At 40.2% G+C, this 19,428-nt stretch carries 20 protein-coding genes; 7 read left to right on the top strand and 13 right to left on the bottom strand.

Features of this window, described 5'->3' with window-relative positions; genetic code table 11:
- Positions 1-93: 93 nt before the first annotated feature.
- The 4 genes from ACFSR3_RS05605 to ACFSR3_RS05590 form a co-directional block, all read right to left on the bottom strand.
- A complete protein-coding gene (locus tag ACFSR3_RS05605; protein ID WP_379820095.1) occupies positions 94-1,248 on the bottom strand; it encodes a beta-ketoacyl synthase N-terminal-like domain-containing protein in 1,155 nt (384 codons plus the stop codon).
- A gap of 92 nt (positions 1,249-1,340) precedes the next feature.
- Positions 1,341-2,648 carry an adenosylmethionine--8-amino-7-oxononanoate transaminase gene (gene bioA / locus ACFSR3_RS05600; RefSeq protein ID WP_379820094.1) on the bottom strand — a complete coding sequence of 436 codons (1,308 nt, stop codon included), beginning with the start codon at positions 2,646-2,648 and terminating at the stop codon, positions 1,341-1,343.
- 2 nt (positions 2,649-2,650) lie between these two features.
- Complete coding sequence (gene bioD / locus ACFSR3_RS05595) at positions 2,651-3,268, bottom strand: dethiobiotin synthase (RefSeq protein ID WP_379820093.1); 618 nt, start codon at positions 3,266-3,268, stop codon at positions 2,651-2,653.
- The gene (locus tag ACFSR3_RS05590; protein ID WP_379820092.1) at positions 3,265-3,681 is read right to left on the bottom strand and encodes a DUF2007 domain-containing protein; all 417 of its coding nucleotides are present in this window, start codon (positions 3,679-3,681) and stop codon (positions 3,265-3,267) included. The genes bioD and ACFSR3_RS05590 overlap by 4 nt, the downstream gene beginning before the upstream one ends.
- A 136-nt stretch (positions 3,682-3,817) precedes the next feature.
- On the opposite strand from ACFSR3_RS05590, the gene ACFSR3_RS05585 reads away from it, so the two are divergent.
- Positions 3,818-5,008, top strand: a complete 1,191-nt coding sequence (locus tag ACFSR3_RS05585; protein WP_379820090.1) for an AI-2E family transporter — start codon at positions 3,818-3,820, stop codon at positions 5,006-5,008.
- Here the strand turns inward: ACFSR3_RS05585 and ACFSR3_RS05580 are convergent.
- Positions 4,986-6,137 carry an aminotransferase class I/II-fold pyridoxal phosphate-dependent enzyme gene (locus tag ACFSR3_RS05580; protein WP_379820089.1) on the bottom strand — a complete coding sequence of 384 codons (1,152 nt, stop codon included), beginning with the start codon at positions 6,135-6,137 and terminating at the stop codon, positions 4,986-4,988. The two genes, ACFSR3_RS05585 and ACFSR3_RS05580, sit on opposite strands and share 23 nt — an antisense overlap.
- Before the next feature lie 41 nt (positions 6,138-6,178).
- Here ACFSR3_RS05580 and ACFSR3_RS05575 point away from each other — a divergent pair, with 41 nt between their 5' ends.
- The 6 genes from ACFSR3_RS05575 (at position 6,179) to ACFSR3_RS05550 (ending at position 10,102) form a co-directional block, all read left to right on the top strand.
- Complete coding sequence (locus ACFSR3_RS05575; RefSeq protein WP_379820088.1) at positions 6,179-7,534, top strand: peptidoglycan DD-metalloendopeptidase family protein; 1,356 nt, start codon at positions 6,179-6,181, stop codon at positions 7,532-7,534.
- A 136-nt stretch (positions 7,535-7,670) separates the two neighbouring features.
- Positions 7,671-8,171, top strand: a complete 501-nt coding sequence (locus tag ACFSR3_RS05570) for a DUF2975 domain-containing protein (RefSeq protein ID WP_379820087.1) — start codon at positions 7,671-7,673, stop codon at positions 8,169-8,171.
- 2 nt (positions 8,172-8,173) lie between these two features.
- Entirely contained in the window at positions 8,174-8,707 is a 534-nt protein-coding gene (locus ACFSR3_RS05565) for a hypothetical protein (RefSeq protein WP_379820086.1), read from the top strand.
- Between the two features lie 2 nt (positions 8,708-8,709).
- On the top strand, positions 8,710-9,534 hold the full coding sequence (locus ACFSR3_RS05560; RefSeq protein ID WP_379820085.1) for a DUF2975 domain-containing protein: 825 nt from the start codon (positions 8,710-8,712) through the stop codon (positions 9,532-9,534).
- 2 nt (positions 9,535-9,536) lie between these two features.
- Positions 9,537-9,761: a helix-turn-helix domain-containing protein gene (locus tag ACFSR3_RS05555; RefSeq protein WP_379820084.1), complete on the top strand. Its 225-nt coding sequence runs from the start codon at positions 9,537-9,539 to the stop codon at positions 9,759-9,761.
- Entirely contained in the window at positions 9,758-10,102 is a 345-nt protein-coding gene (locus tag ACFSR3_RS05550; protein ID WP_379820083.1) for a hypothetical protein, read from the top strand. Before ACFSR3_RS05555 ends, ACFSR3_RS05550 begins: the two co-directional genes overlap by 4 nt.
- 21 nt (positions 10,103-10,123) lie before the next feature.
- On the opposite strand, the gene ACFSR3_RS05545 is transcribed toward ACFSR3_RS05550, so the two are convergent.
- From ACFSR3_RS05545 to glmS, 8 genes are all read right to left on the bottom strand, one after another.
- Positions 10,124-10,672 (bottom strand): hypothetical protein, encoded by a 549-nt coding sequence (locus ACFSR3_RS05545; RefSeq protein ID WP_379820082.1) that lies wholly within the window; start codon positions 10,670-10,672, stop codon positions 10,124-10,126.
- A gap of 72 nt (positions 10,673-10,744) precedes the next feature.
- Positions 10,745-11,155, bottom strand: coding sequence for a hypothetical protein (locus tag ACFSR3_RS05540; RefSeq protein ID WP_379820081.1), 411 nt, complete (start codon positions 11,153-11,155; stop codon positions 10,745-10,747).
- A 109-nt stretch (positions 11,156-11,264) separates the two neighbouring features.
- Entirely contained in the window at positions 11,265-11,552 is a 288-nt protein-coding gene (locus ACFSR3_RS05535) for a F0F1 ATP synthase subunit epsilon (RefSeq protein ID WP_114758502.1), read from the bottom strand.
- Between the two features lie 90 nt (positions 11,553-11,642).
- Positions 11,643-13,154: a F0F1 ATP synthase subunit beta gene (gene atpD, locus ACFSR3_RS05530; RefSeq protein ID WP_114758501.1), complete on the bottom strand. Its 1,512-nt coding sequence runs from the start codon at positions 13,152-13,154 to the stop codon at positions 11,643-11,645.
- Between the two features lie 350 nt (positions 13,155-13,504).
- Positions 13,505-14,359 (bottom strand): T9SS type B sorting domain-containing protein, encoded by an 855-nt coding sequence (locus ACFSR3_RS05525; RefSeq protein ID WP_379820080.1) that lies wholly within the window; start codon positions 14,357-14,359, stop codon positions 13,505-13,507.
- A 203-nt stretch (positions 14,360-14,562) separates the two neighbouring features.
- A complete protein-coding gene (locus ACFSR3_RS05520) occupies positions 14,563-16,455 on the bottom strand; it encodes a choice-of-anchor J domain-containing protein (protein WP_379820079.1) in 1,893 nt (630 codons plus the stop codon).
- 258 nt (positions 16,456-16,713) lie between these two features.
- On the bottom strand, positions 16,714-17,481 hold the full coding sequence (locus tag ACFSR3_RS05515; protein WP_379820078.1) for a M90 family metallopeptidase: 768 nt from the start codon (positions 17,479-17,481) through the stop codon (positions 16,714-16,716).
- A gap of 97 nt (positions 17,482-17,578) precedes the next feature.
- On the bottom strand, positions 17,579-19,426 hold the full coding sequence (gene glmS, locus ACFSR3_RS05510) for a glutamine--fructose-6-phosphate transaminase (isomerizing) (protein ID WP_379820077.1): 1,848 nt from the start codon (positions 19,424-19,426) through the stop codon (positions 17,579-17,581).
- Positions 19,427-19,428 lie beyond the last annotated feature (2 nt).

Here is a 19,428-nt window from a genome sequence, read left to right as displayed (position 1 = left end):
ATGGGCTTGTCTCATAATGTTTTAGTAATTTTTTAGTTGGATGCGGAATCCCGGGGTAGTAGCCGGGATTCTATTTTTTACACAACTACCAAATTACTTTGATATCAACACACTAACGGCATTTCCTCCAAAACCTACGGCATTTACCAGTATTTTTTTCAGTGGCCTGTCCTGTATTTGCGGATTTGCATAAGGAACTCCTATAAATCTATTGTTTTGCAGCATCTGAACAGCAAATTCAAGGCTAAGCAGTCCCGATGCCCCAAAAGTGTGCCCTATCTTCCATTTATTAGTAGTAAGCAGCGGAAGTTTATCTCCAAAAAGCTGTTGTATAGCCGCATATTCAGAAGTATCACCTTTAATAGTTCCCGGAGCATGCATTACAATAGCGTCAATTTCTTCAAGAGGCGTATCTTTCAATGCCATTAGCATCGATTTTTGCATACACTCAGCATCATCCGATATAGAAACACTATGTTTTAGCACCTCGGTAGCATAACCGATACCTTCTATAACAGCGATGGCGTTAGCTGCTTTACCTGCAACAAGACAAGCCGATGCAGCACCTTCACCCAATACCATTGTATTTTGCTTCTTATTAAAATCAAAAGCCCTGCACGGATATTCTCCGCCGGCAGTACTGTATATTTTCATGGCCTGCATCTGGGCAATGGTAAATGGCGTTAACGGCGCTTCACTGCCTCCCACCAGAAATTTATCGGCCATTCCGGCACGAAGCCATGCCACACCATTTAAAAGCGCATGCAAAGCCGTAGAACAGGTAATAGAATGTGAAATTTCAGGCCCGGTACTCTTAAGATCCTGTGCTACCCAACTGGAAATATTACCTAACGTCGTGGCTGGTGATGCCTGTACATTTGTTTTCCCATTTTTAAGAAAATCGCCATGATGTTTTTCAAACAAGTCGGTAGCGCCTCGTGAAGAACCAACGTTTATCCCAAAAACATCCCCCTCTGTCCAGCCAGCCTGGGCAACAGCCATCCTTGAAGCAAGCATAGAATATAAAACCGAATTATCAAGAGAAGCATATTTAGCATCTTCTGTCTTAAGGTCTTCAACAAGCTTAGCCTGTAATGCCGTTAAGGCAACCGCAGGAACTGTTTTATCGGCTGATTTAAAATCCCGGATTAAGGTATTGGTATTGCAATAATTTTCCCAAACAACTTCGGAAGATGTCCCAAGCGGAGAAAAAGAAGCAATGGATAGTATGGAAACAGGTGTAGACAAGGTATTCTAATATTTTTGCAAAAATACTGTAAAACGCAGAATAAGCCACGAATTACACTAATTAAACAAATTCTATGATTATTGTAGTAAAACTATAAAATCGTCTCTAAGGCCTCTTCAACAATGCCATAAACTGTATCTAGCTGCTCATCATTTATGATGTAAGGCGGCAGTATGTAAACCACTTTATCTACCGGTCGCAGGATAACACCCTTACTAATAAAGAAATCATACAACCTGTTTCTGAAGCTACCGTAGTATGACTCACTTTCACGCTCAATTTCAAGCGCAAAAATAACGCCCAGCACCCTTGCTGTTTTTACCCTTGGATGCTTTTCCATCTTATCCTTAAAATCAAGATGTTTTTTATTGATGCGCAACAAATTTTGCTGCATTTTATCCTGCTGAAGCAGGTCCAGGCTCGCTAAAGCTGCTGCACAACCTGTTGGGTTAGCAGTAAAGGTATGACCATGAAATAATGCCTTATTTACATCATCGTTGTAAAAACCATCATACAACTCTTGTGAAAAGGAAGTGATCGCCATAGGTATGGTTCCTCCCGTTAATGCCTTAGAAAGGCACATCATGTCAGGCTGGGCAGTAAGATAATCACAGGCAAAGTTTTTTCCGGTTTTTCCAAAGCCCGTCATTACTTCATCGGCAATGGTAAAAATGCCTCCCGTTTTAGAAATCGCAACAAGATTATCTAATGCTTCCGGCGCATACATTACCATGCCCGCTGCACCCTGAACCAAAGGTTCAAAAATAAAACCAGCGTACTCGTTGGTCGCTGCAAGTGCTTTCAGTGCCGAATAGCTCTCCTCTTCCCTGCCCTTTACCGGCACAGGAATGCGAACTACCTCTATTAGCGAACCACGGAAAGCTTCGGTAAAGAAAGAGATACCGCTGGCAGCCATAGCAGCAAAAGTATCTCCGTGAAAGGCATCTTCAAACGCTATGATTTTAGTACGCTTCTCTCCCTTATTATAATAATACTGCAAAGCAACCTTAATGGCAATCTCAACGGCAGTCGATCCATTATCTGAAAAGAAAAGCTTCTTTTGGTTAGATGGTAATATCTCCATCAGCCTTTCTGAAAGCAATACGGCAGGCTCGTGAGTAAATCCACCAAAAAGCACATGCTCCAATGAGGTAAGCTGTTTGTAAATAGCATCGGCAATATAACGGTTGCTGTGCCCATAAGGATTTACCCACCATGAAGCAATAGCATCAATGTATTCTTTACCATTTTCATCCCAAAGCAAGACCCCTTCGCCTTTTGTTATGCCAATAGGTTTCGCAGCTGTTTTATGTTGTGTATACGGATGCCATAAGTACTGGCTGTCGCGTTCTGTTAGCCCCCTAACCCCCAAAGGGGGAATTTGCTCATTACTTCCCATAATTATAATTTCAATAAGGTATCACGGAATGCATCAGCATAATCCGCAATTACATTTTGGTCAAAATAAGGTTCGTTCTCAATACGCCCTATCATTTTCAACCCCGTTTTTTTAAGTATTATATCTTCAGTAGACGGCATTGCATCACCATTAAAAACAATCCCTGCAATAGCAATATTGCGCTGTTTCAAAGCTTCAATTGTCAGCAGTGTATGGTTGATGCTGCCAAGATAATGTCGGGAAACCACAACCACTTTATAATCCGGTTGAATAAGATCGGCAATCGTATCCGTATCATTCAACGGAACAAACAGCCCTCCTGCCCCTTCAATGACCAGATGGTTTTTGGTTTTCGGTTCTTTTATTTCTGTAAGATCAATAGTTACTCCATCAATCGCTGCCGCAAGGTGCGGACTGGCAGGTGTATTAAGCAGATAGCTGTTAGGGAAGAACTGTGTCTTTTCGTTAGATATGTAGCGTTTTACTTTATGTGTATCAGAATTATCGGCATCTCCGGCCTGTACGGGTTTCCAGTAATCAGCCTCTAAAGCTTCGGTTATTATGGCAGAGGCAATAGTCTTACCTACATCGGTACCTATACCTGTTATAAATAGTTTCATTTAATTTCAAATTCGTTATTGCAATTGCTGCATCGGTAAGTATATTTTGTATATACTGGCATTCCTCCAGCTATGAGGAATCCAAAAAGGAATGCAAACAAAGACTTCTTCTCTTTTACAGTAGTACCTACATCTACTTTATCGCTATTGCATTTAGGACAAACTATAGCCTGTCCTTTATCATCTACTGAATAGCGGCTAATCTCAGAAAGTACAGCCGTAGCTTTATTTAAGTCTTCACTCCTAACATAAAGCTTTACTCCACCTATGGCGTTACTCACCAAAGGATCGGTGTCTATTGTAAAATTGTCGGTCATAAAAACCTCAATCCCTTCCGATTCAAGTTTTCCCTTTATGATGATAGCTTCAGAAGTATACTGGTAGCTACCAATTTTCGCAAACTCTTTTTCCATTTTACAAACTTACTAAATGATTCTACTCTATTTTAAGCTAATTATCAACCGAGTAATTTTACCAAAACATCAACACAATTTTAATATAATATTATCAGTCAAGGGTTTAATAATTTCTAATTTTGATAGGAAAAGTTTGAAAATTAACACATTTTCTCAGGATATGGAAACCTTACGCGTACCCAACTACATAAAAACTGTTTACATAGCACTGCTTATCATTATTATTATCTTTTTTATGATAATGGCTAAAAAACTGTTAGTACCCCTTCTTGTTTCGGGTTATATTGCCATGCTGCTAACCTCGTCATGCAATGCGCTCGAACGCCGCAAGATTCCACGTTCCATAAGTGCTGCCATTTGCCTTTTAACCTTTATTGCCGTTATAGGAGGCATTGTATTTTTCATCTACATGCAGGTTCGTGGTTTTATGGACGACCTTGGTGGCGGACTTAATGAAAAAATCAACCATTTTGTAATAACTGCCAACAAATGGAGTACAGATCATTTTGGTTTTGACCTTGGAATGCCAAATGGCTTTGAGATGAAGAAGGCGGTAGAGATCGTTCAGCCGGAAAACACTAAGCCAACCCAAATGATCATTAAAACCCTGGGAACTCTTTCTGATATACTTTTACTGCCGGTATTTATCTTTTTCCTGCTCATTTACCGCGACCACCTCGCTGTTTTTGTCACTAAAGTATTCAGTAAACAGGACAACAATTTCCTGTTGGAAAAGCTCACTTCTATCCGCAAGATAGTGCATGCCTATATAGCAGGAGCCGGAAAAGTAATGCTGATATTAGCGGTGGTAAATACCGGAGTGCTGTTTGCCCTTGGCATTAAGCACGCTATCTTTTTTGGAGTGCTTGCAGGTATGCTCAATATAGTACCTTATCTGGGACCTTCACTAGGGGTTATATTGCCTTTTACCTTCGCCCTGATGACTAAAGACAGCCTGTTTTACCCTGTGGCAGTTGCAGTATCATTTATTTTCATTCAATTGCTGGAAGGTGCTTTCCTGACTCCAAAAATTACAGGAAGTAATGTAAACCTCAATGCGCTTATTACTTTTATCGGATTATTAGTTGGTGGTGCTATTTGGGGAGTTACAGGTATGATACTTATTATCCCTACCATAGCCATACTAAAAAAACTGTTTGAGTTAAGCCCCGACACTCAGCCGTATGCTTATCTGTTTGGCGAGGAAGATAGTGACTGGTTTAAAAAACGCGAGCGAAGAACAGCTAAAGCCCAGGTCGAAAAAGCCAAAAGCAAGGCAACTGACGCTAAAGTAAAAAAAATCATGAAGAAAGGTGAGCAGTAAGAAGCTCTAAAACCTGAATTACCTGTTCTCTAGTAGTATAACTATGCAGGCAAAAACGCAGTCGCTCCTGCCCTTCGGGTACTGTAGGCGAAAGTATAGGCTTAACACCAAAGCCTTCCTGCTGTAAGACTAACGCTACATTCTTTACCTTTTCATTACCGGGCACTACTACACAATGTATGGCAGAGTCACTGTAGATAAAGCTTTTCAGCTTTAGGCGTTCTACTTCCGACCTGAAAAAACTGACGCTATTTTTTAGCGATTTTTGTCTTTCAGGGTTATTTGCCATAAAATCGTAGGCAGTAATAATTGTTGCCAGCGAATGCGGCGGTAAAGCGGTGGTATAGATAAAACTTCGGGCAAAATTCAGCAGGTACTCCCTTAGCTGCGAACAACCTAATATTGCTGCTCCGTGACAACCTAACCCCTTACCAAAAGTCATTACCCGTGCAAAAACCTTATCCTTCAAACCTAGCGACTGTATCAGGCCCTCACCTTTTGCGCCAAAAACTCCAAGCGCATGGGCTTCATCCACAATAAGGTTAGCCTTGTACTTTTCGGACATCGCTATCATTGCCGTTAAATCGGGGCTATCACCATCCATCGAGAAAACCGACTCGGTTACTATGTACAATTCACCCATATTCCCTTCACCTGTAAACTTCTCAAGCAGCCTCTCCAGATCAGAGAGGTCATTGTGTGCAAACTTGTAAGCTTTTGCTAATGACAATCGCATACCATCACGAATAGAGGCATGGATGTACTCATCATACAGGACAATATCGCCCTTTTGCGGTACAGACGAAAATAGTCCCACATTAGCGTCATAACCCGAATTGAAAATAAGTGCACTTTCGGCTTTATGATAATTGCAAATCGTTTCTTCAGCCTTAGCATACAGACTGTGATTACCCGATATAAGCCGTGAGCCGGTAGCCCCGTTTACAGCAATGCGATTATCCAGAAGGTAATGGTGTGCTGCGTTAAATATCTCAGACGATCCGGCAAACCCGAGGTAATCATTCGACGAAAAGTCGACACTGTTATCAGTCTCGGTAAGTTTTCGCAGTGCATTGCCTGCTTTACGCTGCAACAACTTTTCGGATAATGATGTAGGTAATTGTTTCATCTGCTTTTATTATATTTATACCGCAACCAATTAATCATTTTATGAAAAAAACTTTACTCACAATGCTATGCGGCATTGCTTTACTCAATGGTTATGCTCAGGAAACATTTCCGCGACCTAATGGAGGCGAATATGTATTTAATCCCAACAAAGTTAGTTGTGTTACCGAAAGTGAGCGTATAAGCATTCAGGAAATTTTAGAAAAAAAGAAAGATTTACTGAAAAAGACTTTAAAAAACATCAAAAAAGACAACCCTTTGCCTCCTTCATTTATCTGGCCGGTAAGACAGACCGAAGGTTTTGGCTACAACTCGGTATGGGGGATATCCAATTATGTAGACCACAGCAGCTCTTCTGACCTTATTGATTTTAACTGCGGTAACAGGACGTATGACGGGCACATGGGAACCGACATCTATCTTTGGCCTTTTTCATGGAAGATGATGGATGAAGAACAGGCAGAAGTAATTGCAGCCGAAGACGGAATCATAATCTTCAAGGACGATGGGCATTTTGACCAAAGCTGTGTTATGGGCGGAGGAAGCTGGAATGCAATCTATTTACTTCATGAAGACGGAAGCATTTCGTGGTACGGACACATGAAAAGTGCTACGCTAACCTCTAAAGATGTTGGGGACAGCGTTGAAAAAGGAGAGTTTTTAGGCAAAGTGGGAAGCTCCGGAAACTCTACCGGGCCACACCTGCACTTTGAGGTTTATGATGCCGAAGGAGCACTGATAGATCCTTTTACAGGCAATTGTAACAGCCTGAATACATCTTCATGGTGGGAAACCCAACAGGGCTATACAGAACCCAATGTTAACGCAGTGCTTACCCATACTGCACCTCCTGCTTTTAATGATTGTCCTGAAATTGAATCGGCAAATATCAGTACTACTTTTGCATCAGGCGATACCGTTTATGCTGCCATATATATGAGAGATCAGGAGCCGGACACAACCATAAACCTGAGAATACGAAGACCAAATGGAACACTGGCCGGCAATTGGGCTTTCACTTTTGATACGTATTATTCTTCATCTTACTGGTACTGGCTTATTAGCCCTAATATGGATGGTGTTTGGACATGGGAAGCCGAATACAACGGAGAAACCGTTGCGCAAACCTTTACCGTAGGTACACTTGGCACTAATGAGAATAGCCTTTCAGCACTTTCAGTTTATCCTAACCCCACAACAGGACTTGTTGCACTGGAAGGCAGCACTAATGTATCTGAAGTGACCATTACCGATGCCCTGGGGAAAATTATAGCAATAGAAAAAAATCCTGATGGCATAAAACAGGCCGATCTTAGCGCACTTGCTCAGGGAGTGTACTTCCTGACCATGACTGCCGAAAACAATAAGTCGAGAACCGTAAAGATAGTACGCCAATAACATACTATACACCGAATAAAAAATCCTTTTGGGCATACTGCTTAAAAGGATTTTTTTTATGTTTTTCAGATATTAATTATTGTTTATCGATAATTTATTTATATTTGCATTGATTAAGCAATAAACCAAATAATCCATGACACAATTACGCACTTTAAAATTCCTTGTCCAAATACTATTTGCACTTTCACTTATTGTGATGTTCTTTTTAATACCCTTTATGGTATTATCCATTGTGATGCCGGAGAGCATTCCTTTTAAGATTGATGGCGAAATGGCAAAAGACATTTCTGTAGCCTCTAAGTTGACTCTGTTCATAGTCATCGCAGGTTTTGCCTGCTTTTTATATGCGCTTTATATTTTCAAACAGATCCTGATCCTGTTCGAAAAAAAGAAAGTATTTGACACTTCCGTAATAACCTACTTTAAAAAAATAGGCCGTATCATATATGGGGGTGGTTTGTTACTAATCATTGGCTCAGTTTCATTCAGACTAACACAAGGAGAAGCAGCAATTGACTTAGATTTTATAATAGATTTAATCTTCATATTCGCCTTGGGATTGTTCTTCGAGGTTTTATCAGGCGTATTCCAATGGGCAAAGAATCTCAAAGAAGAAAACGACTTAACCGTATAATCATGAAACATCACCTAAACATCATTATCCTTGCCCTGCGCGCCGTTATAACTTTTGCTGCAGGCATGATTCTTTATTACATTGGGTATGCTTACCTGTTTATTTCAAATGATGAGACTGCCCTGATAAAAGATTTCTTTTACGATTATTTCACTCCCATAACCTCTGCCGTGCCTGACGTTAACAACAAATGGTTTGCGATTGCATTTTGCGTTGTCTATTCTGCACTGCTGGTTTATGCTATTGTGGGCGTAACCCGCTTATGCAATTGCCTTATAAGCATTAGAAAAGGAAAAATGTTTTACCATACCCAGGGGAATGAATTTCGCAGAGCAGGGAGTACATTTATCATTTTTGCAAAGTCAAGATACATTTTATTCTGCACTACGGCAGTATTGTATTTTGATGTTACTATATTCTTCCGACAGTTGCCCTCATTCCTGCTATTATACCTTTTAGGGAAACTGATATTACTGCTGGCCCACATAACCGAAAAAGGCGAATTTATTCAGGAAGAAAACGAACTAACGATATAACCATGAAACAGAAAAACAGACTGGCTTCAAGGCTTTATATTATAACAACCGCTATATTTATAATTGCTGTACTATTTAGTATCCATATTATAATGTGTGATATTTTTGTCAAACCACCTTCCTCATTAGTCTCTTTCCCTAATCATAATTATGGCTATTCAGTCCCTGTAAAAATCCAACTGAACCAGCCCGGTGACAGCACAATTACGTATCATAATGCTGACAGAAGTAAAAGTGGGCAGATTGGTGTGACAAAACATTCCGACACCGAAACACGCCAAATGTTTAACAATATCCTTAAAGACACAACATATAGCAAAACCCTAACGATAGATTCGTTAACCATGCATGATGGAAATAAATTCATCAATAAAGAATTCGACAATATTGCCTTTCTGAAAGCAGAAGGATATATTATACTAAAACCAAAGGATCTTAAGCTTACGCTTTTGCTTGCTACAAAAAACTATCTATTACTTTTTACCATCCTTTTTGTATTATGGTCGTCCAGTATGTTCTTCAGGGCTTTAACGAAAGATTTCTCATTCAGCTATGCTGTATCTCGTCGTCTATGGATTGTTGGCAATGCCATATTGTGTTATCAGGTAATCAACTGGATATTGTGCCTTATAATACAAAACTATTATGAATACATAAAAGTAGAATCACTACAGCCCGGAATAAGAAATCCTATTGAAATGTATAAGCTATATCCTGATACCGAATTCAACATTGGCCTTATCATCCTTTCGCTGGCGCTCATCGTTATCAGCAGACTTTTAGACTACGGAAACGATTTACAGGAAGAAAACGAACTAACGATATAACCATGCCTATTATCATTAACCTTGACGTAATGCTCGCTAAACGGAAAATGCGTTCTAACGAGCTGGCCGATAAAGTAGGCATAACTACAGCCAACCTCTCCATCCTTAAAACCGGTAAGGCGAAAGCCATCCGGTTTTCGACGTTAGAAGCCATTTGTGAAGTGCTGCAATGCCAGCCCGGCGATATTATGGAGTATATTGCGGAAAACGAACCTAATAAACTATGATCTTCGTAATCATCTTAACTTTTTGCGTTTTAGGATTTGGGGCTTTATACTCCATAGCAGAAAAGAAATTCAAACTACAACTGGTTATAGTTACATTTATGTATCTCTTTTATATTTACCTATGGTATGACAGATATTATATGATTACCAATGTAAAAGCAGCATGGATAGGTTATGACCTATTCATATACACTATACTTACCACACCTCTTTACCTTATATTTCATAGTATTGCATTGTTTAACGCAAAAGGCATTGAAAACCGAAAAATAGCATATCTGAATATTACAGGAATAGTTTTATGTATTGCACATGTAATTTTAGTAGCTGCAAATATTTAAAATCAATAACATCTTTCAGCATTACAACTCCACCCATTTTTTATCACCAGGCACACTGGAATCAAGGAAATCGGCATTTAATTTTACAGCGATGTGCTTTGCCATTTCATAGGCCGGAGCAAGTTCCTGATTACTATAAATAGTAAAGTGCTTAGAGGTATTATACCATACATTCACATCATAGGTAATACCTGATGAATCAGTTTGTCCGTCTCCATCACCGTCTTTACTCCATGATTGTCTGAAAACACACACATATTCTACATTAGGCAGGCTTTCCCATTTACCAAAGCGAAACATCCCTACCGACATTTCTTTCTTGAACCTGCTGTTAATCAAATCAAGGCATACATTATTAACCACTGAGAACCGGACTCCTGCAAGAAATAAAAAAAGAGATAGTTTTAGTGTGGAAACAGACCCTTTAACATCATCACCGTGGGTATAGAACAACCCTAAAATAAAGAAACCTATAGCCACTATTGCTCCCGTAAAACATAATCCAGCTATAGCAACTTGCCAGAAAGGTCTCCTGCCCTCGCTAATAATAATGTCCGAATTGTTTTCCATACCACAATATTAACAAAAAAAGCCCCACACAATGCATAGGGCTTCTAATTTATATTTCTTGGAGATGAACAACTACTGCTCTTCTTTTTTCTCTAGTAACATTAAACGCATCATTTTCTGTTTACTTTTACATAATGTCTCCTCAGTAATATTATAAAGCTTATTATTCCGTATTTTAAGCTGAAGATCTTCCCTCGAAGCGTCAGTATAGTTCAAAATAAGAGTTTTACCTTTAACCTTCCATCTTCCAGGATAATCTTTCTTTTTTATACTATAAACAAAAGTACTGTCGTTGTCGATTTTTAGCTTTATATAATCGTCAAAATCATACAAAAATTCAAAATATCCTTTCGAATACATTAAACTTAATGTTTCCATACTTGATGGTCCCCTGCTCGTATAAATACCCACAACTGTTTTAGAGGTTGAGCATCCTGTTGCAACTATAAGCAGTGTGAAAAATAAAAGTATACGGTTTGTCATGCCTCAAACCTACAAAATAAACTCATCATCCCATTAAGTATTTTTACCTGTTATAACAAAAAAAGCCCTACACAAAGTATAGGGCTTCTAATTTATATTTCATGGAGGATTAACCTACCAGGATAATAATTTTGTTGTCTTTAAGTTCCAGCGTTCCTGAAGTTATTGGCAAAAGGAATTTCTGGTCTTTTTCTGACTTGATGAACTTCTCTGAAAAATCAGTAGTCGTTTTAAAGTCAGCAACTGCGATCTTGATGTTACCTTCAGCCAGTATCGAAACGATATTAGCGTGGTGGTTTAACATCTGGAATTCACCATCTACACCCGGAACAGTTACCGAAGTAACGTTTCCTTTAAATAAATGTCCTTCCGGAGATACTATTTCTAATGATAACATAGTTTTAGTTTTGAGTTGCGGGTTGCGGGTTTCGAGTTATAGGTGACGTTAAGCCAACCCGGAACACTGAACCCGGAACACTGAACTAGTTTATGCTTCAGCTAACATTTTCTGACCTGCCTCGATAACGTCCTCGATAGTACCTTTAAGGTTGAAGGCCGCCTCAGGAAGGTGGTCAAGCTCACCGTCAATGATCATGTTGAATCCTTTGATAGTGTCTTTAATATCTACAAGAACACCAGGGATACCTGTAAACTGCTCAGCAACGTGGAACGGCTGAGAAAGGAAACGCTGAACACGACGAGCGCGTGATACTGCTAATTTATCCTCTTCTGAAAGCTCTTCCATACCAAGGATGGCGATGATATCCTGAAGTTGTTTGTATTTCTGAAGTATTTCTTTTACTCTTTGTGTACAGTTGTAGTGCTCATCACCAAGGATTTGCGGAGTAAGGATTCTTGAAGTTGAATCAAGAGGGTCAACCGCAGGGTAGATACCAAGCTCAGCAATTTTACGAGAAAGTACCGTTGTAGCATCAAGGTGGGCAAAGGTTGTAGCCGGTGCCGGGTCAGTTAAGTCATCCGCAGGTACATATACCGCCTGAACTGAAGTAATTGAACCTTTTTTAGTTGAAGTAATACGCTCCTGCATCGCACCCATCTCAGTTGCAAGTGTAGGCTGGTAACCTACCGCAGATGGCATACGGCCAAGTAGTGCAGATACCTCAGAACCTGCCTGTGTAAAACGGAAGATGTTGTCTACGAAGAAAAGTACGTCTTTTCCTTGTGCCTCACCAGCTCCGTCACGGAAGTACTCAGCGATTGTAAGACCTGAAAGTGCAACACGTGCACGAGCTCCAGGTGGCTCATTCATCTGACCGAATACGAATGTAGCTTTAGACTGGCGCATACCAGGCTTGTCTACTTTTGTAAGGTCCCAACCACCATTCTCCATAGAGTGCATAAAGTCATCACCATATTTGATGATACCAGACTCAAGCATCTCACGAAGAAGGTCATTTCCTTCACGTGTTCTTTCACCTACTCCTGCGAATACAGAAAGACCACCGTGACCTTTTGCGATATTGTTGATCAACTCCTGGATAAGTACTGTTTTACCAACACCCGCACCACCGAAAAGACCAATTTTACCACCTTTTGCATAAGGCTCGATAAGGTCGATTACTTTGATACCTGTGAAAAGTACTTCTGATGAAGTTGATAGATCTTCGAATTTTGGAGCCGAACGGTGAATTGGTAAACCGTTAGCGCCGTCTTTTGGTAAATCACCAAGACCGTCAATAGCGTCTCCAATAACATTAAACAAACGTCCGTAGATGTCTCCTCCGATTGGCATTTGGATAGGAGCTCCTGTACCGGTAACTTCCTGACCTCTGCTTAAACCGTCAGTAGAGTCCATCGAGATAGTACGAACAGTATCTTCACCAATGTGAGACTGTACTTCAAGTACTAATTTTGAACCATCTTTTTTAGTGATCTCTAATGAATCATAGATCTTAGGAAGCTCAGCATTTTGGGTGTTAAACACCACGTCTACTACCGGCCCGATGATCTGTGCAACTTTTCCTATTACTTTAGACATTGCTTATGTATTTATTAAACAGCTATTTACGTTTTACGAAAAAACCTAATTTTTCGAGTGCAAAGATAGTTTTTTCTACTTGAATTATGCAACCCTAGAAATGCATTTTTTTCAATAAAAAAGCGGATTTTTAAAAATCCGCTTCTAAATGTGCGTTAAGCACTTAACCGTATTGATGAATTCATACACCTAAGCGAAAGCTTCTCTTAAAACGAACTGCAGTATTATCATAAATAGCACACCTTAATATATAACAAATAAAAGAAGGCTGTCTTTTCAGACAAGCCCTCTTCAACTCTCGAATATATTTCCTGAATATTTAAGGGGAAATCTCTTCTAAATCAGCAATATTATTTATTGATGTAAATCCATCCTGTTTTGTTGCTTCCGTCGCCATTCTCGATACTGTAGAAGTATGTACCGTCAGGTAACTCATTACCGCTGTTGTCCTGGCCATGCCACTGGGGGGTATAGCCCAACCCATGCTCAAATACTTTTTTACCATAACGGTTAAAGATCACAACACTCTTAACTCCTGTACCTGTAAGGTCAAGGTTATCATTCATGCCATCTCCGTTCGGTGAGATACCGCGCTGAACATCACACATGATATTGTATATCTCATACATGATTTCAGATGAGCAGTCGCCCGATGTAATCGTTACCGTAAAGGTTAACGGAAGTTCTTCCGAAGCATTTGCAACTGCATAGGCTGTAAGGTTAAGTCCTGCGTCGGTGCCTACCGTAGCTCCCGATTCGTCTTTCCATACATAGCTTGCTGCTTCAGCATCAAACGAGCCGTTTACAGCGGTAACAAACACCCAGCTGTTATTGTCCCTGCATTCCTGAGACACTTCTGCCTCAAGGCCTCCTGCGATGGTAAGCGTAAAGCTGTGTGAGCCTCCTGCATTACATGTGTCAGCATCTGCCTCAATAGTATAAACAACTGTATAGGTACCCGGTGTGCTATTAGCTACATTAATCTCTCCTGTTGTGGCATTTATAACCAAACCTGTAGTAGAGGTAAATGTGCCTCCTGCGGTAAAGTCTGCTACTGTATCAGGGAACGCATTGGCACTGCCATTGCAATAACTCTCTTCATAACTGAATGTAGTCACCGGCGTTACTCCTGCTACAAGCTCTATCGTAGCCGTAAAGGTTCCGCCATCAATACACTGCGTAGCATCAGCTGTTATGGTGTACACGATATCGTGGGTGCCCTCTGTTGCCGTTGTAAGATCTATAGCTCCTGTTGCAGCATCAACTGTCAGGGTTGATGAACTGAACGATCCGCCTCTTGTAAACAGAGCATCCAGTGTTGGTTCCAGTGTAGCAGCTGAGTTGATACAGCTTGGTGTCGGGTAACTAAATGCTGTTACCGGTGCTGCAAGCGCATTGACAACTACACTTACCGTTGTGCTGCCTGCCTCAAGGCAACCTGTGGACTTACAAAATAATCATTGTTATTATTCTGGAATGTACTTGTTAGTATCGTTGCCGATTGTGTTAAATACGACCAGGTAACCGCATCATTATTAGCATCTATGGCAGTCCAGCAGGGAGCCGGAGCAGATGCCGTAGCCGTTGCAAAATCCTGAGAATATGGCGTATTAAAAGTAGTACACTGTGTAGTAAATTTATAGGCTGTGCTCCAGTTACCCGGAACACCTCCGCATACCGTACGAACATAAAGATCATATGCTGTACCTGCAGCAAGACCTGTATTGATAAAGTTATCTATGTTAGTAGTAGTTTGGGTTCCGGTAGAAGAAGCTGTTGGCGCTGCCGATCCCGAAGTCTGAACCCTGTACTCCCATGTATTGTAAAGATTCCCCGGATTATCCCACGAAAATCTAACACTATTTTGCAATAAGTTTTTATACTTAAAAACTGCCGGTGGAGCACAAGCTTCTGTCTTAACCGTCAGCGTAAATATAATACCTGCGTTAGCAACTAACGATGAAGAAACAACTATAATATAGGTTTGCCCCGCCTGTACATAAAGGTTAGGAATAGACTTAGGAGTTGCCGCTGCAGAGGTATTATTACCTCCTAAACATTGTACACCTACATTAGAACATCCTTCATAAACAAACACCCCGGTTATATGGTTAAAACCGTTTTGCCCACTATTGGCAGTAGTCATGTTTGTAACAGTAATTACACCATTCTGGGTTGGTGTGTATGAAAAGAAAGCTTTAGCACCATTAAGGTAATTTGCCGTTAGTGATGGAGAAAGACAACTTGAGCCCTGATTCGCATAAGTTACAGATGCATTCTGGAAGTTACTTAGGTTGTTCGTGTAAGTGTATGTTGTTCCGTTTGCAGGAATAATGATAGGATTTGAACAAGCCGACCCCAATAGTGCCGTTGTAAATGTAGTGCCCGAGGTCGTTATCCAGGCACTGCTGGATTGTGAACAAATGGCTTTCACATAAGCCTTATAAGCGGTACCACCTGTCAAACCCGTAGCAGGATAGGAAAATGAAGTGCCTGCACCTGTTACAACAGAACCTACTGCCGAAGCTCCCGGAGCAGCTAAAGAGGCATCCTGAACAATAACCTGAAACTGGGTAGCCGTTGGATGAGTCCAGTTTATTGTTGCTCCTGTTATAGAAATTGCAGAAGCTGTAATTGTAGTTGCCACAACAGGATTACAAACCTGTGCCGTTTGGAGGTTAACATTGTCTATAAACCAGGTATCAGCATTAGGCGTTGCCGCATTTTGGTTATTAACCAATACAAATGCAACATAAATATTAAGTCCCTGAATGGTGGGCGGAATAGGAATTACCTTTTCTTCATAAACATTACCATTACTTAGCTGTGCTTCTGTATATGATGCAAGTGTAGTAGTATAACTTGTTATATCGGTAGGGAGTGCGGTAGAAACACGAACCTCATAAACATTACCATAATCAGTAGTACTTGATTGCTTTGTAAAAAAACGAAGCTCACTGTTAGTAGGCACATTTATTTGTGGCGTGATTAGAAAATATCTTGCAGTGTTTCCGTTTCCGATATTTTCCGCTGAGGGGTCAATAAAGGCCGCCCCGGCACTTCCCAGATAACCATCCGGAGAGGTAGTGTAAGCTGTTGTCCCAACACCATTGTTTGCCTGAGCCCATGTGACTGGTATACCGGTATCAAAGTTTTGAGTAGCCAACTGCCCGTAGCCAACCGTTGAAATGAAACTTAAAAGCAACAACAGGCAAAGTCGTCCTATAGTGCCTTTAAGATTCAAAAAACGACCGACACCAAAGCCAAAGCCGGGCGAAATGTCTAATAATTTTTGATTCATAGTTTAATAGTTTAATTTAGTTAACTATCAAACATACGAATAATTCGACAGAATAATTCTACCCATATATAATAAGCCTTTCCAAAAAGGCGAATTTTAAAAGACAAAAATTAAAATTAAACCCCTAATTACAAACATATTAACCTTTAAGGAACCTGTTTTTAAAAGACAAGCATCTATAATAACCATCAGAAGCAGGCAAATGAGCTGATTTTAAGATTTTTTTTAATAAAATTCTCATTGTCAGAGTCATGATTTTTATCTCTTAGGATAAAAACAAGACTCCAGCATTGTATAGATTTCAGGGTGTTTAGTCTGCAATAAGTCGGGACGCTCAAAAAAATATTCGGATACCACAGCAAAGAATTCAGCCTGTTTTGTTCCTGCATATTTTCGTATATCCGATTCATCATCGTTAATTTCTTCCATGGTTTTGTGCATTAAATCTACCCATGGAATTACATACTGATGCCCTAAAAGTAACTCAGGAATGCCATCGGTAGCGCCATCCATTTTATCGATCAGATGTACAAATTCATGAATACCTGTGTTATTTTTATCGCTAGTATTATCAAAACCGGCATAGAGCGCCTTTCTGCTCAGTATCATTTTCTTTTCAAACCTTCCGCTGCCTACCAGCCCTCCTATATTGCGGTCTTTATCAGAATTGGCAAACTGCATATCTTCATCAAAATAATCCGGGTACAGTAAAACACCTGTAAGGTTAAAATAGTGCCATTCGGCAAAGCCAAAGACAGGTATTACTGCACTTGAAGCAATTAATAGCTTATCCAGATCGTTAATTTCAAGACCAACCCCATCGATATAAGTTTCACCTAAAAACTGAAGGATACGCTCGCGGAATTCAGGCTGTTTTTCTTCAGGCAGGTCATGGTAAAAGCGCACATGCTCCTGCAACAGGGTTTCCCACTCCGTCGGAAACGTTTTTACCGTTTTGGGTTTAGATGTATAATAAAAGTAAAAGCCGACAATTACAGCAATTACAAGGAAAATGGCAAAAAACATAAGTTTTGATTTAAAATTAAAGATAAGAAGGAAATTGAATAAATAAAAAAGCGGCTAAGTTACCTTAACCGCTTTTTCAATTTTATATTTTCAATGATTATTCTACCGTAACCGACTTCGCCAGGTTTCTTGGCTGGTCTACGTTACACTCTCTCATTACCGCAATATGGTAAGAAAGTAATTGTAGTGGTATTGTAGTCAATAGTGGCGATAAAGCATCAGAAGTTGCCGGAATCTCGATTACGTGATCCGCTAGGGCTTTTACCTGAGTATCGCCTTTAGTTACCACAGCAATAATTTTTCCGCTTCTCGATTTTATCTCCTGTATGTTACTTACAATCTTATCGTAGTGCTCCTGTTGCGGTGCGATAATGAATACCGGCATATGCTCATCAATAAGTGCGATAGGTCCGTGTTTCATCTCAGCCGCAGGATAACCTTCCGCATGAATGTATGATATTTCTTTTAGTTTAAGAGCTCCCTCAAGTGCTACCGGGAAGTTATAACCTCTACCCAGATAAAGTGCGTTAGGCGCATCCTTATACACGGCTGCAATAGTCTGTGCTACAAGGTTAGTCTCTAAAGCTTCGGCGACTTTTTCAGGGATAAGTTCCAGTTCCTGCAGGTATCTGTGGAAGTCTGAATTATTCATGGTTCCCTTAGCCTGTGCTAAACGGAGTGCAATAAGCGTAAGCACTGTAATTTGTGTAGTAAATGCTTTGGTAGAAGCCACACCAATTTCAGGACCTGCGTGAGTATAAGCACCTGCATGTGTTTCACGAGAGATTGAAGAACCTACCACATTACACACACCAAATACAAATGCTCCCTGCTCTTTAGCCAGTTTTATAGCCGCAAGGGTATCAGCTGTCTCGCCTGACTGCGAAATTGCGATAACTACATCCGTTGGCCTGATGATAGGGTTTCTGTATCGGAATTCCGATGCATACTCAACTTCTACAGGAATACGTGCAAATTCTTCAAAAATATACTCAGCTACAAGACCCGCGTGCCATGAAGTACCACAGGCAATGATAAGTATCCTGTCAGCATTAAGGAACTTCTGAAGGTTATCTTCAATACCTGCCATTTTAATAAGTCCTTCATTGGCATGAAGCCTTCCGCGATATGTATCTTTAATAACACTTGGCTGCTCATAGATCTCTTTAAGCATAAAGTGGTCATAACCTCCTTTTTCAATCTGCTCAAGGTTCATTTGAAGCTCCTGAATATAAGGATCAACTAAAGTATCGTCTTTAATCTTCCTTATCTTAAGAGGTTTATGCAGTCTTATAATTGCCATTTCCTCATCTTCAAGGTAAATAGCATTTGAAGTATACTCAATAAATGGTGAAGCATCAGATGCTACAAAGAACTCGTCTTTACCAACACCAATTGCCAATGGGCTACCCAAACGGGCAGCAACAATCTCATTTGGTCTTTCTTTGTCGAATACAGCAATAGCATAAGCACCTACCACCTGGTTAAGCGCCACCTGAACGGCTTTACCAAGCTTAAGATTATCCTGCTTCTTAACTTCTTCAATAAGGTTTACCAATACTTCGGTATCTGTATCCGAATGGAATACGTATCCTCTGTTGATAAGCTCTTTTTTAAGTGGCTCATAATTCTCGATAATACCATTGTGAACAATCACAAGGTTACCAGAATTAGAAACATGCGGATGTGAATTCACATCATTAGGCACACCATGTGTAGCCCAACGTGTATGCCCTATACCAATAGAACCATTTAATGATATTTCTTTCTCTGCCCTTGCTTCAAGGTCAGATACTTTTCCTTTCGTTTTTGAAAGTTTAAGGTCGGTACCGTCATAAAGAACAACACCGGCACTGTCATACCCTCTGTACTCAAGTCTTTTAAGACCTTTTATGATTACAGGATAGGCCTCTCTATGACCTATGTAGCCTACAATTCCACACATAA

The organism is Flavobacterium suzhouense (assembly GCF_042684765.1).
Taxonomy (GTDB): domain Bacteria; phylum Bacteroidota; class Bacteroidia; order Flavobacteriales; family Flavobacteriaceae; genus Flavobacterium; species Flavobacterium suzhouense.
This window is presented reverse-complemented; position numbering and strand designations above follow the sequence as displayed.

Coding starts and splice junctions, on each gene's coding strand:
- atpD (WP_114758501.1), bottom strand. CDS start 13,154: ATGTCTAAAGTAATAGGAAAAGTTGCACAGATCATCGGGCCGGTAGTA.
- ACFSR3_RS05545 (WP_379820082.1), bottom strand. CDS start 10,672: ATGGAAAACAATTCGGACATTATTATTAGCGAGGGCAGGAGACCTTTC.
- ACFSR3_RS05575 (WP_379820088.1), top strand. CDS start 6,179: ATGAAAAAAACTTTACTCACAATGCTATGCGGCATTGCTTTACTCAAT.
- ACFSR3_RS05540 (WP_379820081.1), bottom strand. CDS start 11,155: ATGACAAACCGTATACTTTTATTTTTCACACTGCTTATAGTTGCAACA.
- ACFSR3_RS05560 (WP_379820085.1), top strand. CDS start 8,710: ATGAAACAGAAAAACAGACTGGCTTCAAGGCTTTATATTATAACAACC.
- ACFSR3_RS05550 (WP_379820083.1), top strand. CDS start 9,758: ATGATCTTCGTAATCATCTTAACTTTTTGCGTTTTAGGATTTGGGGCT.
- ACFSR3_RS05570 (WP_379820087.1), top strand. CDS start 7,671: ATGACACAATTACGCACTTTAAAATTCCTTGTCCAAATACTATTTGCA.
- ACFSR3_RS05580 (WP_379820089.1), bottom strand. CDS start 6,137: ATGAAACAATTACCTACATCATTATCCGAAAAGTTGTTGCAGCGTAAA.
- ACFSR3_RS05535 (WP_114758502.1), bottom strand. CDS start 11,552: ATGTTATCATTAGAAATAGTATCTCCGGAAGGACATTTATTTAAAGGA.
- glmS (WP_379820077.1), bottom strand. CDS start 19,426: ATGTGTGGAATTGTAGGCTACATAGGTCATAGAGAGGCCTATCCTGTA.
- bioA (WP_379820094.1), bottom strand. CDS start 2,648: ATGGGAAGTAATGAGCAAATTCCCCCTTTGGGGGTTAGGGGGCTAACA.
- ACFSR3_RS05590 (WP_379820092.1), bottom strand. CDS start 3,681: ATGGAAAAAGAGTTTGCGAAAATTGGTAGCTACCAGTATACTTCTGAA.
- bioD (WP_379820093.1), bottom strand. CDS start 3,268: ATGAAACTATTTATAACAGGTATAGGTACCGATGTAGGTAAGACTATT.
- ACFSR3_RS05555 (WP_379820084.1), top strand. CDS start 9,537: ATGCCTATTATCATTAACCTTGACGTAATGCTCGCTAAACGGAAAATG.
- ACFSR3_RS05520 (WP_379820079.1), bottom strand. CDS start 16,455: ATGAATCAAAAATTATTAGACATTTCGCCCGGCTTTGGCTTTGGTGTC.
- ACFSR3_RS05565 (WP_379820086.1), top strand. CDS start 8,174: ATGAAACATCACCTAAACATCATTATCCTTGCCCTGCGCGCCGTTATA.
- ACFSR3_RS05515 (WP_379820078.1), bottom strand. CDS start 17,481: ATGTTTTTTGCCATTTTCCTTGTAATTGCTGTAATTGTCGGCTTTTAC.